Consider the following 16,803-nt stretch of genomic DNA (forward strand, 5'->3'; position numbering starts at 1 on the left):
AGAGGCCGAATCATGCAGCGTATCGTTATTCCTACCCACTATGTGCATACCCGCACCACCCCGCTCTGGACCAAAGAAACGGCGCCGGCGTCAATCTGGCAGCGGCATCTTGATGCCGGTACAAGGCAAGGCGTTTACCCTCGCCTGGCGGTCATGCAGGGCGCTATACGCTATTATGGTTATACGGATGAAACCGCGCCTGAACCTGTCGAAACGATGACGATAGAGGCCGGACAGTTCGGCGTCTTCCCGGCGGAAAAATGGCATCGTATTGAAGCGTTGACGGAAGATACCGTCTTTAACGTGGATTTCTATGTCGATCCTAAAATTCTGATAGAGGGATAAGGCTGAATTTATGAACAGTGAAAATAAAGGCTATGCATTAACCGTGGTTAACGGCAATAACGGTCAAAAACAAGAAAAAGTCTATCTTAAACCGATGGCGCTTTATGTTCCCGATATTGCAGTTCAGGCCGTAGCAGAACTTATTGGCGCACTGTCGGTGGATAATCAGCAGGGCAAAGGATTTATTCTGTCAGTGACCAATAATAATAACAGCATATCGGTAGATAAAGAATTTGCTACTCTCGTCGAATTACAGGACCCGCTTATTGCCGCCGATGCGGTGAAGGACCTGATTAATATCGTCCGCGGCTATGAATCGGATGAAGAGACCAACGTCTGCGGCTGGTAGCCTAATCAGGCAGGTCTCCTCGATGCCTGCCTTTCTCCATACCACCTTAGCCCTCGCTGTTTCCAGCGCCAGCAGAGTTGGCCGACGGATCCCGCGCCTGTCGGGCGGATAACCCCGCCTGCTAGCAAGCGCCGCGCCGTTAGCTGGTGCACGAAGGTCCCGGTAACCAACCGATGCTCACCATCGGCGACGACGACCTGAGAGCGGACAGGTGCATGGAGGAGACCAGTCGCGCGGAGACAAAAAAGCCCTGACCATTGCAGCCAGGGCTTTTAAGGAAATACTGATTTAATATTTAACATTCATGGACTTAATATGGGTACTACTCATGATACTGCTTTAAATGTACACGTTTATCACAGATAATATTGGGTGCTGATACTAACTAAAACCTCCCGCTATTCTCTCGTTACTTTACCCACCATTTTTATAACGCTAAAAAATGGCACTTTAAACAAGTACATCCCCTCGCGACATATACTCTTTGATGCGTGGCTTGACTTCCGTTGCGATGATTTAACTAACTCACGTACATGGACCAATCGCAAACAATAACTCTTAAAACATAGCCTTACATCGTCGCGCTACTTCCCCCCAGATTTGCGATTAACTACGCTAACTACATGACCTTAAAACATTACTGATGTAAAAAATAATCTTCTTAACACCCGTAATCCCATACAACAAAATACGTGGCCTGTATCGCAAATTACTTCTTACGCTTTCAACATATAACAGCGAACTACCATTTCAGTGCTGTCAAACTCAATTTAACGCTTTTAAATGCACTGTCAATACTGTGTTTAAAGACATGCTTTTATTTACAGCAAATATATTCTGCGGCCGTTAGGCTGTATCTCAACGTCCCCTTATTTATGGCTCGGGAAAGCATACCGGTGACCTATTTTCTGAGCGCTTTATTAACGGCGGAAAACCTTTTCTACGAGGAAGGCGTGTCGTAGGCTTGCAGGCCATCCGCGCGCGAAGTCTTCCCGACATAGCCCAAATCGCGGCGCGCGGCGGAGTCGTCGAGGTTAAACTCTCGCCCGATCATGCGCATCATCGAGCGGGAAATCGGCGGATCGCCTTTTTTTCGCATAATGGTCCAGACGGCATCCATCGCCCGGCCCGCGGCTGAGGCGAGCCAGTAGGGCATCGAGCGCACTCCTCGATAGAGAGCCCTTGCGCGCCTGCAATAGACGCGATGAATTCGCGGAACGTCCACTTTTCCCGGTCGGTGATGAAGAAGGCGCGACCGCCAGCGCCGTACTCAAGCGCGCATTCAATCGCTTCCACCACATTGTCAACGTGGCAGGTTGAAAAGGCATAGTTACCTCGATCGATGAAGGCGAACTGCCCGGACTTTATCGCGGCGGGAAGCTGGCGGCTGAAGGGATCGCCTGGCCCCCAGATCGCCGGCGGACGAAGGGCGATCGTAGTAAAGTCGGGCCTGTTGGCTGCCAGCACCAGCGATTCGGCCCGCGCTTTACTGGCCAGATAGGCCGAAAAATGGTTCGGGTAGGTGAGGGCGCCTTCATTGGCGTGGCGGATCGGCGTGCCGGCTTCGTCCTGTATGACGCCCGCAGCGCTGATGTAGATAAACATCCGCGCCGCGGAATTCCCGGCGGCTTTCAGCAGCGCGGCGGTGCCATCGACATTGGTGCGAGAGAAGGGTTCGCGCGGACCTGAAAAGCGGAACATAGCGGCAGCGTGCACCACTGCGTCGATCGCCGGCAAAATCAGGGGAGCATCGCTTTCCAGATCGGCGTCAATCGGCAGCGCGCCCATGCTCTTTAGCCTGGAGTGGGAGGATGTCGCGCGGGTGAGAGCGAAGATCTGGTGACCCGCGCCCGCAAGTTTTGGGATCAGGCGGCTGCCAAGCAGTCCGGTCCCGCCCGTGACAAGAATTTTCATGACGATCCTCCTTTCGATTCAGGGTTCAAAATAGACTGCATGGCGCTGTCGCGGATTTGCTCAAGGACGTCAGGCGTGGGCGCAGCGACCTTGCGCAGCTGGGCCGTGACGTAAAGAAAGGATGCGGCGTGCGCCGATGCCCACATGAGATCGGCGGCCGCTTCGACGGAACGGCGAAGTTGCCCCCTGGCCGCAATAGCCTCAATGCGCTCGATCAGGTGCGCGAAGGCTTGCGTAGCGGCCGGGATTTCCGCGCCATCAAGTACGCGGCTCATCATTGCGGCATATAGCCGGGGACGGGCCGCCGCGAAGCGCACGTAATCGTCCCAGCCGTCGCGTAGCGCTATCACCGGGTCGGTGGAGTGAACCGCAGACCTTTTGCTTTCGAGAAACTGCGAAAAGGCTTCGGCTATGGCGGCGCTCAATAGCCCATCGGCACTGCCATAGTGATGGTAGAGCGTGGGGGCGGTGACGTTCGCGAGCGCGCAGACGCTACGCGTCGAAAAATGCGCCTCGCCTTCTGTTTCGAGCACGTTGAGTGCGGCATTGAGCAGGATATCTCGTGTTTTCATGGTGGGAGTATAGCAGTGCTATAGTGAGTGTCTATAGCGCTGCTATAGACAGGGGGCAGTTTGCGGAGTTCTGTCACATTAGGCGGCGTCAGGTCACATACTGTTTTTGCTGATGCAGCCAAAACGGCGGCGATAATCCGTCGGCGTGAGAGCGACAACCCGGCGAAATCGTGCGCGGAAGGCCACCGCAGAACCGAATCCGGCAAGAAATGCGATTTGGTCTATTGGTAGCTGGCTCTGCTCAAGTAATTCGCGCGCTCGTTCAATACGAGCGGCAAGAAGCCACTGTAAAGGGGTTGTGCCGATCTGCTCCTGAAATCGACGCGCAAAGGTTCGCGGGCTCATATTGGCGCGAGCCGCAAGGCTATCGACCGTATGCGCAGCGTGCAAATTGTCGCGCATCCATTCGACTAAGGGGTTCAAACTCGTTGGCGAGCCTGGGATTTTCTGGCGAATAAACTGCGCCTGGCCACCGTCCCGGTGCAATGGGGCGACCATCAGACGAGCCGTGTTTGCGGCAACCGTCTGGCCATAATCTTGTTGCACGAGGTGCAGGCACATATCCGTTCCCGCGGACGCGCCAGCAGACGTTACGATGCTCGCTTCATCGACGAACAGAACGTTAGGTTCGACGTTTATTTCCGGGTAAAGCCTGGCGAGGTCGTCGGCCAGGCGCCAATGAGTGACGGCGCGCTTTCCGTTAAGGAGGCCGCTGGCGGCAAGGATAAAGGCCCCGGAGCAAATTGATGCCAGCCTGGCCCCGCGCGCATGGGCCCGCCGAAGCGCGATGCTGACCGTCGTTGAAACCTCCCCGAGAGGGTCTTCGCTCCCCGGAATAACGATAGTGTGCGCTAACGCAAGACGGTCAAGGCCGTAGCGTACGTGCATATCAAGTCCGGCGACCCGAATTGTCGGCTCAGGACCGCACACCTCCACCTCGTAAGCTCTGCTTCCGTCGGCCAGACGAGCGAGGGTGAAAGCCTGCCAGGCGATGCCAAAATCCAGCGGTACTACATCATTAATAGCCAGAACCGCAACCTTACGCATGTCATTGAACTCCGCTGGAGAATTTGAAAATACCATCCTGTTGGCAGAAACCGGTCTATTTTTGTCGTCCTTGCGACTCACGCAGCCCCGCAGGCGGAATTATTATTGAGTCGAATTTAACGCAAAGGGGAACATAATGTCCGACGAATTGGGTAACGGTGTTGAAGGTCGCGAATTACAGATTGGCATGGTGATTTTCCCGGGATTTACTCTGCAGGATTTAGCAGGGCCGCAGACGGCCTTTGGTCTTCATGCCAAAACACACATAATCTGGAAAACCATGGAGCCTGTGCCAACGGACATGGGCGTCACCGTGAATCCTACCATCACGATTGCTGAGGTTCCAGACAACCTCGACGTGCTGTTTGTTGCGGGCGGCGCAGGCACTCCCGAGATTATGAAGGATCGGCAGTTCCTTGATTTCATCTCCCGCGCGGGAGCAACGGCTACCTATATCACCGCCGCATGTACGGGGTCTGTACTTCTCGCCATGGCGGGGCTGCTGGAAGGCTATCGTGCCGCCACCTATTGGCCATTTTATGAGCCGCTGATCGCGTTGGGCATTGAGCCCAGCTACGAACGCGTCTGCGTCGACAGGAACCGCATCACCGGCGGCGGCGTCACGGCAGGTATCGATTTTGCGCTGCAGGTCATCGCCGAAATCAAAGGGTTGGAGGCGGCAGAGTTCACGCAGCTGGTGCTCGAATATGACCCGCAGCCGACAATGAATTCAGGGAATCCACGTACCGCACGGCCAGAAATCGTTGCGCAGATAAAGGGGCTGTGGGGGCGAACGGATGAAGCAGTAAGAGTCGCGAAGGCGCATATGAAGCGCCTGGCGCAGACGTCAAAGGTGGCTTCTTGCCGATCGTAGCCCTCCGTTGGCGCCCCGGGTGAATCACGAACCGCTATTTTGCAGGGGTCAGTTAAAACTGACCCCTGTGCCAGTCTGATACCCGTTGTATTTATGTCTTCATTCCGGCCTCGGTCAGCATCGCTCTGAGTATTAATGAAACTACGCCCAGCGCCAAAACGCTCAATGACCAAATCGCTATCAGCCAAAATAATCGCTTAAGGAAAGATGTCCCTTTCGGGGAAATACGCATGTTAAGCATCAGTGATATCCTTCATCCGCTTGCGTCTTGCCGCGGAAAACGTAATAACTCCAAAAGGTATAAACCAGGATGACGGGTATAATAAAAAGGCTACCAGTCAGTATAAATACCTGACTGCTTCGCGGGGCCGCGGCATCCCATATGGAGACCGATGGCGGGATGATATTTGGCCAGATGCTAATGCCCAGGCCTGAGAATCCCAAAAATATCAGCCCGAGCGTCAGCAGGAAAGGGAGGTAATGGGCATCGCTTTTGATACTGCGGATTATTCCCCACGCAAAAATTAACACCAATACGGGAACAGGCATAAACCAAAATAGATTGGGGAGCGTAAACCACCGCTGCGCAATATTTTCGTGAGCCAGCGGCGTCCAGATGCTGATCAAAAATATAACCCCAAGCAGCGCGTACAGGATGGGGCGTGCCACCGCTTGCATCCTCTTATGGATCCGGTGCTCGGTTTTCATGATCAGCCATGTACATCCCAGCAGGGCGTAGGCGATAATCAATCCAACACCGCAAAACAGTGGAAAAGGTGATAGCCAGACTCATTGATGAACCGGCAAAAGTCCGGTTCAAAACCGGTAGCCCGTCCAACAGCGTACCGACGGTAATCCCTTGACAAAACGTTGCCAGTATTGAGCCCGCGATAAAAGCGCCGTCCCAGAACGGGCGGTGGGCTTTGGTGGCTTTGAAGCGAAACTCAAAGGCGACGCCGCGGAATATTAATCCGATGAGCATCATCGTTAAGGGTATAGATAGCGCATCGGCAATGACGGAATATGCTAATGGAAAAGCACCAAATAACGCTGCGCCACCAAAAACGAGCCAGGTTTCATTACCGTCCCATACCGGGGCAATTGTATTCACCATGACATCGCGATGTGCGGGGTCTTTAATAAATGGGAATATAATTCCAATGCCCAGATCAAATCCATCCATAACGATGTACATCAGCGTTGCGAAAATGATGATGGAAAACCAGATAATGGAAAAGTCGCTCATTTAATTACTGTCCTTTCTCGTCCGTAGAATAAGACTCGCGTGCCGATAGTTAGTTATCTGCAAATGCACGGGCCCTTTATCTTACCGGGGATAATAATAAGAGGAATCGCCGCCTCGATAATTACGGCTTGTCATTGTATCGGTCTGCCGCAGAAAGCGGACGAGCCGGCGTTCTGTTTTTCCCGGGGCCACCGTCGACTACCGTTTTCCCTTCGCCTGTTGCTGGCCCTTTTTTGATTAACCGCATCATATAGTAATAACCCACCCCGAAGACCGCGCTGTAGACTGAGATAAATACCAACAAGCTAATGCTCATCTGCAGAGCGCCATGTGCGGAAACCGCATTTATGGTTCTCTGAACGCCATACACAACCCACGGCTGGCGCCCAATCTCGGTAGTAAACCAGCCGGCAAGAATCGCCAGTAATCCGGATGGCCCCATTAATAGAGCGAACCAGAGAAAAGATCGTGAATGATATAAGCGTCCCTTGTAGCGCATCCATAAGCTCGTTATCCCCATGGTGATCATTAGCAATCCCAGGGCAACCATAATGCGAAATGACCAGAAAATAATGGATGAGTTAGGTCTGTCTCGCTGAGGAAAACTTTTCAACGCCGGGATTTGCTTATCAAGGGTATGGGTTAAAATCAAACTACCCAGGTAAGGAATGGATAACGTATATTTTGTCTTCTCTTGAGCCATATCGGGCAGACCAAACAGGATTAGAGGCGTAGGCTCAGCGCCCACGTTTTCCCAGAGCCCCTCGATTGCAGCTATTTTTGCCGGTTGATATTTAAGCGTATTCAAACCATGCGCATCGCCTATCAAGGCCTGGACAGGCGAGACCACCAGTACCATCCATAAAGCCATTGAAAACATCTTGCGGATCGCCGGGCTATTGTTTCCTCGTAATAAATGCCAGGCGGCGGAGGCCCCAACAAATAGTGCGCTCGAGAGAAAGGCCGCCGTTGTCATATGCGCCAGGCGATACGGGAAAGAGGGGTTAAAAATAACCTTAAGCCAGTCGATTGGCACAACTACATCATTGTGGATGATATAGCCCTGAGGGGTATGCATCCAGCTGTTGGAAGCCAGTATCCAGAACGTGGAGAATAACGTGCCTAACGCGACCATACACGTAGCGAAGAGATGAAGGGCGGGGCCAACCCGATTCCAGCCAAAAAGCATCACCCCAAGGAACCCTGCCTCAAGGAAAAATGCGGTGAGAACCTCGTAGGTGAGTAAAGGGCCAGTGATACTACCTGCAAACTGAGAGAAACCGCTCCAGTTAGTTCCAAACTGGTAAGCCATGACTAAGCCAGAAACGACTCCCATACCAAAATTGACGGCGAATATTTTCGACCAAAAATAATAGAGATCGCGATAGGTTTCGTTGCGTGTCCTGAGCCATAATCCTTCCAGTATGGCGAGGAAACAGGCGATACCGATGGTTATTGCCGGGAAAATAATATGGAATGAAACCGTGAATGCAAATTGAATTCTGGCCAGGTGAAAAGCGTCTAGTCCAAACATAATTCCCTCATTATACCTACTTTTTAACCTGCCAAATTTATTCGGCAAAAAAGTCTGTCTTGGCCCCGCGAGTGGGCTAATCTATTGCTGCTATTTTTGTGCTATTCCGCTGCCGCGTGTTTTGGCGTGACTCTTTGCGCCTTAGGCGCGTGGCGATTAAAATAGTACCGGTTTAAACTTAGCCAGGAAAATTATTACGGAGATCGCCAGGATAATAATCGATGCGCCGCGGCGAATCGTCAGCCTGGCATTAATATGTTCACCGTTTGCCAGCATTCGTATCGATTTCGAGAGCGTGCCGTGCAGGGCCGACAGAAAAATAAGGATCACCAGCTTCATTAAAATCCATGAGTGAAACAGGCCGGCTTTAGAAATTAATACAATGCCACATCCCCAAAGCACAAGCATAGCCGGAGTGATAACCTTTCGGTTCCACCTTAAAATATGCCTGAACCACGATTGATCAACCGCGTTGCCGTGTTGCTTCTCGGAATAAATATAAGCTGTGATTGCGAGCAGCAGCAGTCCGCTAACCCAGACCACGGCCGCAATCAAATGAATGGCGCCGAACCAGCGGTAATCCATATTTCCCTCTGTTGGTTGTTTAAAAAAATATACCTGAGTATTTAACGGCATCCGCCGTTTCGGTCAGAGAGATAAATCGCCGGAATGGCTCTCCGCCGCCGCCATTCTTCGAATACTCTGCGGGGGCATGCCCGTAACCCGAATAAACGCTCTTCTCATTCGTTCAGGATCGGCGTATCCCACCCGGCGGGCGATAACCTCAACGGGTTCGATGCCTTCCTCAAGATGCTGTTTTGCCACCTCCGTACGCAGCTTTTCTACGGCTTTTGCCGGGGTATATCCGGTTTCAGCTCTGAAAATTCGCCCAAACTGACGCGGGCTCAGGCAGGCTATCGTTGCCAACTTTTCAACCGACAGATCGTCCGCAATATTGCTGCGCATATAGCCTAAAATGCTGCGGATTCTGTCCGATTGCGGCGCCATATCGGCAAGCGCGGAAAACTGCGACTGGCCGCCCGGCCGCCGGTGGTAAACAACGAGCATCCGCGCTGTCGCTCGTGATATGGCGGTTCCCATATCCTCTTCAATCATGGCAAGCGTCATATCGATCCCCGCGCTGATACCCGCCGAAGTCCATATATGGCCATCTTTGGTAAAAATATGGTTGCCGTTAACCTTAATCCGCGGGAAGAGTTGTTGTAGTTGGGAAGCGTATTTCCAATGTGTTGTTGCCTTTCGCCCATCCAGCAGTCCGTCGGCAGCCAGAATAAATGCGCCGGTACACACGCTCGCAATACGTCTGATTTCACCGGTCAGTATGGGTTTCAATTGCTGAGAAACATCAAATAGATCGGTTAGATCGGCTAAAACGTCGCCGCCTACGACAATCAGCGTGTCATATTTCCCGGGGATCAGCCGTTTTGTCACGACTTCCAGGCCACCGGAACTGGCAATTATCCCTCCGGTTAACGATACGACATGCAGATAATAGGAGCCCGCGCCAGCCAAATTACCCGCTGTTTCAAAAGCCGCGAGCGGCCCGCTTAGATCCTGGATCTGAAATCCGGGAAAGACCACAAAAGCAATGTCACGTTTGATTGGCGCATCATTCAGTTTTTCTTTCATAGAAGTATTCAACGTTGTTGATCGGGTCAGGCTGCCGCCTGAGTTCTTACCTTAGCCGTGGCCCGCGGGGGGCCATCGCTATTGCCTTGCCTGACGTGATGACGCGATTTCCAACCGGAGCAAGCCGTACCTGCAAACAGCGTAAGCGGACTACCGTTACTTCCGTTTTTCTCATCCGCGTATCTATAGTGCATCAACATCAACGCATCCGAAAGGACACATATCCCTCATTAACAGACACTTTCTGGTAATTGATTGAAAAATAAAATAATTATAAGGGGAGGGTATTGTTAATTTTGTCAGAGAGGAATGCGATGGCTTTTAGCCCTGGTATGCCAGGGTCACTACTGAAGTTGGTGCGATGAGCACACAATGCCTGGCCTGATAGGGGACTCATCCATTGTGTGATTGCCTGTCATTGTGGTTTGTAGCCATACCAGACGATACCAGTTGGGCAAAATGGTATCATCAGCGCTATGCCGGACTGATAACATCAGGTAATCTTCAAGTATGTCTGGGGAATGGATGGTGAAGGCGTGGAACGAAAATTCATTGAGACACTGAAAACGTATTGTGACAATGCGAATCGCGGGGCCGGACCACTTTATCTGCGCCTGGAGAGAGGGTTTCGCGACATGATCAGTCGTGGTGAGCTCAAAGCGGGTTATGCCATTCCCAGTGAACGTGAACTTTCAGAGCAGTTGAGCTTATCCAGAGTCACGGTACGGCGCGCATTAAGCGAGCTGGCAAACGCACAGGTCATCGTACAGCGACGTGGGGCGCGCAGCACCGTAGCCGGAAGGGTAGAAAAACCACTCTCATCGCTGACCAGTTTTAGTGAAGATATGATTTCACGTGGTTATCAGCCCGGTGGCCGCTGGCTGGAGAAGGAACTGACGTATGCTTCTCCCTCCGAGATTATTGCCCTGAATTTGTCTCCCGGAGCGATGGTATGGCGGCTTAAGCGCCTGCGTACCGTCGACGACCGGCCGATGGCAGTGGAAATCGCGGTGGTGCCGCAGATGTTTATTCCTGATATGGATGAACTGAGCGATTCATTGTATGCCGTGCTCCAGCTGCACGGTTTCATGCCGGCACGCGCGTTACAGCGCATTCGGGCTGAGCCGCTAAATCGCGATCACAGCCAGTTGCTGGAAATGCCAGTACATAGTCCGGCGCTGCACGTTGAGCGTCACTGCTACCTTGAGGATGGTCGCCCGATTGAATATACCCATACCTGGTATCGGGGCGACAGTTACGATTTTCTTGTTGAGCTCCAGCGCGATATCTCGACGGGTATGTAACGATTGTTACTGGTGTTGTGCCCAGTCAGCAACACCCAGTAACCCAGCATCGCCGCCTCCCAGCGCGGGAGTTACCGGCAGCTTAAACAGCTCAGGAAGTTCCTGCAGCGCTTTTTGCACCCGGGCAAGCATACCATCTGCCAGACCCACGCTTCCCCCAATCACCACCTCTTCAATATCGACAACCATCAGCATATCGGCTATCGCCTGGGCGACAGCTCTGGCGGCGTTATTAAGAATGGCGTCGGCCTGCGGGTTTGTAGCGGCCAGCGCAAAAAGCTGGCGGCTATTGAAAGGGCGTCCGAAGAGTGCCGTGGCCTGTCGCGCCAGCGCGGTACCGGAGGCAACGTGTTCCAGACAACCGGTACGGCCGCAACCGCAGGTGCCTGACTTCGGGTCCATTGGTGCGATGTTCACCGTCGCATGGCCGATATGCCCGGCGAGCCCGTGCGGACCAATACGCAGTTTCCCGTCACAAATCAGCCCTCCGCCGACACCGGTAGAAAGTGTGATAAATAACAGGTTAGCGCGTTGCTCGCGGCGCGGTAGAAACTCTCCCCACGCAGCGGCCTGCGCATCATTCAGCATGATAACCGGGCAGTTAAACTGCTGCTCTAACACCCGTCCGAGAGGAAAGCCTTTCCAGAACGGGATCGTGTTCTGATTCACCGACCAGACCCGCCCCTCCCGCAGGTAACCCGTAGCCGCTACCGCGACGCGTTCGATCGGATAATCCGACTGCGTGACTTCACGAAGGGCGGTGAGAAACCCCGCTTCATCGTGGCGCATGGCGACCTGCCGACGGTCAATGCAGCGTTGACCCTCGATCCAGGCTGCGGAAAGCTTGGTACCACCAATATCCAGAGCCAGGATCATGCTGACGTTCTCCCGTTAACAACCGCGGCGAGGGCGCTGTTGTACCACTCAGTAATATGTTCAACACGCGTGATAGCCGAACCCACTGTTACCGCAAAGGCCCCGGCCTGAAGCGCCGCCGCCGCATGAGCGGGAGTCCGGGTACGGCCTTCGGCCATAACACGATAACCACGGCCGGCAAGTTGCGCAATAAGTTCGAGGTCCGGGTGTTCCATTGGCTGATCCGAGGTTTCGGCGGTGTAACCGGAGAGCGTCGTGCCAATCAGATCGAATCCCAGTTCTGCGGCTGCGATACCCTCCGCTAACGTTGAGCAATCGGCCATTACCAGTACGCCAGACTGACGGGCAAGCCGGTAAAGTTCCGCCACGGCTACCGGACGGGGACGCGCCGTGGCGTCAATCGCAATGATACTGGCTCCGGCAGCAATCAGGGCTGATACATCGTTCAGGAAGGGAGTGATGCGCACCGGCGAATCGTCCAGATCGCGCTTAACAATCCCGATAACGGGAATATCCAGGTGTCTGGAAACCTGACGGACATTATCCACTCCTTCAATGCGCACCGCGCCGGCTCCGGCCCGTTCCGCACTACGCGCCATCGCGACCACGATATCTGTGCGGTCCATCGGTCCATCGGTTACCGGCTGGCAAGATACAACCAGCCGATCTTTGAGTCGATTTATGTCGATCGCCATTTTTTCACTCCTGTTGGTTTTGTCATTGCCAAATAGATAATCACAATAATACCAGATGTGTAAATTGGTATTTTTATTTAATACCTGACGCTTCGTGATGGTGCTCTAAGTTTGATCAAAAGCACCATAAATGTGCTGGACAACACGAAAAAGCAGGCAGTATAACAGGTTAAATATGTTGAAATAATGTGCCTTAAAATGTTAAATGCTTTGATTTTAAAGGATTTTACATTATTGGTATTAATCTGGCATTTTTCTGGCATGTTAATTGAATGACCGAACAGGTTGCAGGAAGCGTTACTCAATTTTTCAAACCCGGTACTGAGGAAAGTGAAATGACAGACAGCGTGATTAAAGTGTGCGTCATCGGCGCAGGTTTCATGGGGGCAATGCATGCCAGAATCTGGCAGCAGATGTACGGCGTAGAGGTGGTTGGCGTGGCCGATCCGGACTTATCCCGCAGCGAAGCGCTGAAGGAGTGGATCCCGCAGTTGAACTGCTATGAAGATTTCAACCAGATGCTGGAGCAGGAAAAACCGGCCATCGTAAGTATCTGCACCAAAGATGACTTCCATCTTGCCCCCGCGCTCGCGGCGGCTAAAGTGGGGGCCCATATTTTTCTCGAAAAACCCATCGCAGCCACAATGGAAGATGGCGAAGCCATCATCCGGGCAGCGCGTGACGCCAATGTGAAGCTGGGGATTGGCTTCTTGCTGCGCTTCGATCCGCGTTACTCCCGTGCTCAGGAAATCCTGGCGACCGGCAGTGCAGGAGAGGTGAGCCATATTACCGCCCGGCGCAACAGCCCTGCGATTGAAGGACCGGCCCGTTACGGCGGCAGCCTGCCGTTGCCGCTGCACGTCACCGTTCATGATGTCGATATGATCCTCTGGCTGCTGAAGCACACCAGCCCGGTAAGCGTTTATGCGCAGACCACTAACAAACTGCTGGGTCATCTGGGTACAGAAGATTCAGTCTTCGCCATCATCCGCTTCGACGATGGAACCGTGGTGAATCTGGAAAGCTCGTGGGCGCTGCCGGCGGGTTCACGCACGCTGCTTGACGCCAAAATGACGATTCTTTCGACCAAGGGCCTGATTGAAATTGAATGTGGGGAGTCCGGTCTGTATCACGCTGCTGAAAACATGAACCGCTATATCGACACCCAGCACTGGCCGCTGAGTCAGGGGGAAATTAAAGGCGATCTGCGCGAGGAACTGATGGCATTCCTGGCCGATGTTCGTAGCGGATCGACCAGTGTGGCAACCGGCGAAGAGGCTAACGAAGCCTTGCGCATCACCCTTGCCATTATGGACTCTGCCCGCACCGGAGAAATTGTCCGGGTCTGACATTCTGACTGAATAACCAGGTGATGAGATGAGCATAAAGAAAATCGCGATCGCAGGTATTATCAGCACGTTGCTGCTGGCGGGTAACGCCAGCGCGCAGGAAACCATCCGTGTCCTGCTGGAAGGCCACAGTACCAGCGATTCCATAAAAGCATTATTACCGGAGTTTGAGAAAGAGACCGGTATTAAGGTCCAGGCTGAGATTGTGCCCTACAGCGATCTGACCTCCAAAGCCCTGCTGGCCTTCTCCTCGCACAGCGGACGTTATGACGTCGTCATGGACGACTGGGTCCACGCTGTCGGTTATGCCTCGGCAGGCTACATTGTTCCCGTCGATAAGTGGATGAAGAGCGATAGCGCATTTTATGACAGTGCGGATTTCGTTCCGAGCTATGCCGGGACGCTGCGGTATAAAGAGGGCTACTACGGGCTGCCGGTTTACGGCGAAAGCACCTTCCTGATGTACCGCAAAGACCTCTTTGCGCAGTACGGTATTGCGGTACCGAAAACCTTTGATGAGCTGACGGCTGCGGCGAAGACCATCAAAGAGAAAACCAACGGTCAGGTTGCCGGTATCACGCTGCGCGGAGCGCAGGGGATCCAGAACACCTTTGCGTGGGCAGCGTTCCTGTGGGGCTACGGCGGCCAGTGGATCGACAGTAACGGCAAATCTGCCATCTCATCGCCGCAGGCGATTGAGGCGACCAAAGCTTTTGTCAATGTCCTGAAAAATTACGGTCCGATCGGCGCGGCTAACTTTGGCTGGCAGGAAAACCGTCTGGTATTCCAGCAGGGCAAAGCGGCCATGACTATCGATTCAACCGTCAACGGCGGTTTTAACGAAGATCCGAAACAGTCCTCTGTCGTCGGCAAGGTGGGTTACGCGCCGGTACCTGCCCAGCCTGGCGATCGTCCGGGTAACAGCGGCGCGCTTCAGGTACATGGTCTGTATATCTCCAGCGACAGCAAGAACCAGGATGCAGCCTGGAAGTTTATCAGTTGGGCGACCAACAAGCAGACGCAGGTGAAGTCGGTGGAGCTGAACCCGAACGCAGGCGTGAGCTCACTCAGCGCCATTAACAGCGATGCTTTCACCCAGCGCTACGGCGCTTTCAAGGATGGCATGCTGGCGGCGCTGAAGAATGGTAATGCGAAGTACCTGCCGACCGTTCCGCAGTCCACGCAGATCATCAACATTACAGGCATCGCCCTGTCCGAAGCGCTGGCCGGTACGCAGTCAGTTGAAAGCGCACTGAAGGCAGCGAACACCCGTAACGATAAAGCGCTGTCCCGTTAACCATTTTCAGCCGGTGCGTTTGCGCGCATCGGCTGAAGTGAATTCCTTACGCAGGTCCAGGTAAAACTATGAAAGCAAAACTCACGCAGCAGGCGTTTACACTGCCGTTACTGGTTGTATTGCTGCTGGTTTCGTTCTACACGCTGGGTTACGCCATCTACTTGTCAGTGTACGACATCGATTTGATGTCGCCGCCGCCGTTTGATTTTATCGGCCTGGCGAATTTTATCGAGGTACTGAAAGAACCACGCATGTGGCTCTCTCTGTGGCACACGCTGGTATATGTCGTGGGCTCCACGGTAGCTGAGCTGGTACTTGGCAGCGCCATTGCGCTGTTTATCAGCCGTGACTTTGTTGGCCGTAAGCTGGTACGAGCGCTGTTACTGTTGCCGATGATTGTCACGCCCATCGTAGCCGGGCTCATCTGGCGTATTTTTTATGATCCCAACGCCGGCTTGTTCAACTGGCTGGCCGGTTTTTTCGGTATCGCACCGATTGACTGGCTAGGCAACACAAGCACAGCAATGGCATCGCTGATCCTGGCGGATATCTGGCAGTGGACGCCGTTCATTATTCTGCTGGTTTCTGCCGGTTTGGATGCGCTGCCGAATGAGCCTCTGGAGGCGGCAGAGCTGGATGGCGCTCGCGGCTGGCGTCTGCTGGCGTTTATTAAATTACCGATGATGAAACCGATCATCCTGATGGCGTTGTTTTTGCGCATGATCGATGCCTTCAAATCTTTCGATCTTATCTACGTGATGACCCGTGGCGGCCCGGCGCTCGCAACGGAAACGACCAACATGTATGCCTATCTCACCGGATTCCAGGATTTCCGTATTAGCGCGGCGGTGGTGATTGCCATTATCAATACGCTGCTGGTGATCGCGGTACTGTCATTTGCCAGTAAAAAGGTGATGAAAGATGAGTGATTCCTTGACGTTTTTTGGCCGGAGAATCGGATTTTACCTTGTACTGGCCGTGATTCTGGCGTTCTTCCTGTTGCCGATTTACTGGCTGGTAACGATGTCGTTTAAAACCTATATCGACGCTTTTGCCATGCCGCCAAAGCTGTGGTTTACGCCGATTCTTGATAACTACAGACAGGTATTGAGCAACGGCGACTTTGTCCGTGCGTTTGGCAACAGTCTGCTGATCTCGCTGGTGTCGACGTTTCTGTGTCTGGTGCTTGGCGCACTGTTTTCCTACGGCCTGGTGTTCTTCATCGAACGTAAGGGCCAGGCTAAGCAGTTCATTATGAGTTTGCGTTATGCGCCGGCGATCATGCTGGTAATACCGGTCTATTACCTGATAACTAAACTGGGAATGACCGACAGCTATCTGGTGCTGATTCTGGTGTACACCGTGGCGAATGTGCCTTTCACCATACTGATGATTACCACCTTTTTTGAAGATATTCCCCCTGAGATCCGCGAGGCAGCCCGCGTTGATGGCGCCAGCGAGTGGCGCGTATTCCTGAGCGTTATGCTGCCGCTGGCGCGGACCGGGCTGGCGGCGTCGGGTGTCCTGACGCTGTTTTTTATCTGGAATGAATTCCAGATTGTCCTGACGCTCTCTGGTGACTCCACACAAACGCTACCCGTCGCGATCACTTCATTCCTGACCTTCCAGGGGACGGAGTGGGGGCCGCTGACGGCAGCAGGAACTCTGGTGATGTTGCCGATGCTGGTACTCGGTCTGCTGGTACAAAAACATTTGGTACGCGGTTTAACCATGGGCGGCGTTAAGTAGCT

The 16,803-nt window shown here is 53.3% G+C and carries 17 protein-coding genes and 1 pseudogene; 8 read left to right on the plus strand and 10 right to left on the minus strand.

Annotated features, from left to right (window positions below):
• Window positions 1–12: 12 nt before the first annotated feature.
• Together ABOC21_RS08345 and ABOC21_RS08350 are read left to right on the plus strand one after the other, a co-directional pair.
• Window positions 13–345: a DUF1971 domain-containing protein gene (locus ABOC21_RS08345; RefSeq protein WP_041146340.1), complete on the plus strand. Its 333-nt coding sequence runs from the start codon at window positions 13–15 to the stop codon at window positions 343–345.
• A gap of 10 nt (window positions 346–355) precedes the next feature.
• Window positions 356–694 carry a DUF1869 domain-containing protein gene (locus ABOC21_RS08350; RefSeq protein ID WP_426814217.1) on the plus strand — a complete coding sequence of 113 codons (339 nt, stop codon included), beginning with the start codon at window positions 356–358 and terminating at the stop codon, window positions 692–694.
• A 1,059-nt stretch (window positions 695–1,753) separates the two neighbouring features.
• On the opposite strand, the gene ABOC21_RS08355 is transcribed toward ABOC21_RS08350, so the two are convergent.
• From ABOC21_RS08355 to ABOC21_RS08365, 3 genes are all read right to left on the minus strand, one after another.
• On the minus strand, window positions 1,754–2,608 hold the full coding sequence (locus tag ABOC21_RS08355; RefSeq protein WP_426814218.1) for an NAD-dependent epimerase/dehydratase family protein: 855 nt from the start codon (window positions 2,606–2,608) through the stop codon (window positions 1,754–1,756).
• The gene (locus tag ABOC21_RS08360) at window positions 2,605–3,180 is read right to left on the minus strand and encodes a TetR/AcrR family transcriptional regulator (RefSeq protein WP_426814219.1); all 576 of its coding nucleotides are present in this window, start codon (window positions 3,178–3,180) and stop codon (window positions 2,605–2,607) included. Before ABOC21_RS08360 ends, ABOC21_RS08355 begins: the two co-directional genes overlap by 4 nt.
• Before the next feature lie 93 nt (window positions 3,181–3,273).
• Entirely contained in the window at window positions 3,274–4,227 is a 954-nt protein-coding gene (locus ABOC21_RS08365; RefSeq protein ID WP_426814220.1) for a GlxA family transcriptional regulator, read from the minus strand.
• A gap of 136 nt (window positions 4,228–4,363) precedes the next feature.
• Here ABOC21_RS08365 and ABOC21_RS08370 point away from each other — a divergent pair, with 136 nt between their 5' ends.
• Window positions 4,364–5,101, plus strand: coding sequence for a DJ-1/PfpI family protein (locus tag ABOC21_RS08370; protein ID WP_426814221.1), 738 nt, complete (start codon window positions 4,364–4,366; stop codon window positions 5,099–5,101).
• 91 nt (window positions 5,102–5,192) lie between these two features.
• Here ABOC21_RS08370 and ABOC21_RS08375 read toward each other — a convergent pair whose 3' ends face one another.
• The 5 genes and pseudogenes from ABOC21_RS08375 to ABOC21_RS08395 form a co-directional block, all read right to left on the minus strand.
• Window positions 5,193–5,342, minus strand: coding sequence for a DUF2474 domain-containing protein (locus tag ABOC21_RS08375; protein ID WP_426814222.1), 150 nt, complete (start codon window positions 5,340–5,342; stop codon window positions 5,193–5,195).
• A pseudogene (gene cydB / locus ABOC21_RS08380) lies at window positions 5,342–6,347 on the minus strand (cytochrome d ubiquinol oxidase subunit II). Before cydB ends, ABOC21_RS08375 begins: the two are co-directional and overlap by 1 nt.
• Window positions 6,348–6,468: 121 nt before the next feature.
• Complete coding sequence (locus tag ABOC21_RS08385; protein ID WP_426814223.1) at window positions 6,469–7,881, minus strand: cytochrome ubiquinol oxidase subunit I; 1,413 nt, start codon at window positions 7,879–7,881, stop codon at window positions 6,469–6,471.
• Window positions 7,882–8,037: 156 nt separating this feature from the next.
• Window positions 8,038–8,466, minus strand: a complete 429-nt coding sequence (locus tag ABOC21_RS08390; protein ID WP_426814224.1) for a CopD family protein — start codon at window positions 8,464–8,466, stop codon at window positions 8,038–8,040.
• Between the two features lie 63 nt (window positions 8,467–8,529).
• Window positions 8,530–9,531, minus strand: a complete 1,002-nt coding sequence (locus ABOC21_RS08395; RefSeq protein WP_426814225.1) for a GlxA family transcriptional regulator — start codon at window positions 9,529–9,531, stop codon at window positions 8,530–8,532.
• A gap of 521 nt (window positions 9,532–10,052) precedes the next feature.
• On the opposite strand from ABOC21_RS08395, the gene ABOC21_RS08400 reads away from it, so the two are divergent.
• Complete coding sequence (locus ABOC21_RS08400; RefSeq protein ID WP_426814226.1) at window positions 10,053–10,835, plus strand: GntR family transcriptional regulator; 783 nt, start codon at window positions 10,053–10,055, stop codon at window positions 10,833–10,835.
• 6 nt (window positions 10,836–10,841) lie between these two features.
• Here ABOC21_RS08400 and ABOC21_RS08405 read toward each other — a convergent pair whose 3' ends face one another.
• Together ABOC21_RS08405 and ABOC21_RS08410 are read right to left on the minus strand one after the other, a co-directional pair.
• Window positions 10,842–11,711, minus strand: coding sequence for an N-acetylmannosamine kinase (locus tag ABOC21_RS08405; protein WP_426814227.1), 870 nt, complete (start codon window positions 11,709–11,711; stop codon window positions 10,842–10,844).
• Window positions 11,708–12,406 carry an N-acetylmannosamine-6-phosphate 2-epimerase gene (locus ABOC21_RS08410; RefSeq protein WP_426814228.1) on the minus strand — a complete coding sequence of 233 codons (699 nt, stop codon included), beginning with the start codon at window positions 12,404–12,406 and terminating at the stop codon, window positions 11,708–11,710. The genes ABOC21_RS08405 and ABOC21_RS08410 overlap by 4 nt, the downstream gene beginning before the upstream one ends.
• Window positions 12,407–12,741: 335 nt before the next feature.
• On the opposite strand from ABOC21_RS08410, the gene ABOC21_RS08415 reads away from it, so the two are divergent.
• The 4 genes from ABOC21_RS08415 (at window position 12,742) to ABOC21_RS08430 (ending at window position 16,801) form a co-directional block, all read left to right on the plus strand.
• Window positions 12,742–13,755 (plus strand): Gfo/Idh/MocA family protein, encoded by a 1,014-nt coding sequence (locus ABOC21_RS08415; protein ID WP_426815442.1) that lies wholly within the window; start codon window positions 12,742–12,744, stop codon window positions 13,753–13,755.
• A gap of 28 nt (window positions 13,756–13,783) precedes the next feature.
• Complete coding sequence (locus ABOC21_RS08420) at window positions 13,784–15,052, plus strand: ABC transporter substrate-binding protein (RefSeq protein ID WP_426814229.1); 1,269 nt, start codon at window positions 13,784–13,786, stop codon at window positions 15,050–15,052.
• A 68-nt stretch (window positions 15,053–15,120) separates the two neighbouring features.
• Window positions 15,121–15,981: a carbohydrate ABC transporter permease gene (locus ABOC21_RS08425; RefSeq protein ID WP_426814230.1), complete on the plus strand. Its 861-nt coding sequence runs from the start codon at window positions 15,121–15,123 to the stop codon at window positions 15,979–15,981.
• Window positions 15,974–16,801 (plus strand): carbohydrate ABC transporter permease, encoded by an 828-nt coding sequence (locus ABOC21_RS08430; protein ID WP_426814231.1) that lies wholly within the window; start codon window positions 15,974–15,976, stop codon window positions 16,799–16,801. Before ABOC21_RS08425 ends, ABOC21_RS08430 begins: the two co-directional genes overlap by 8 nt.
• The last annotated feature ends 2 nt before the right edge of the window (window positions 16,802–16,803 follow it).

It is taken from the genome of Klebsiella sp. WOUb02 (genome assembly GCF_050058015.1).
Classification (GTDB): domain Bacteria; phylum Pseudomonadota; class Gammaproteobacteria; order Enterobacterales; family Enterobacteriaceae; genus Klebsiella.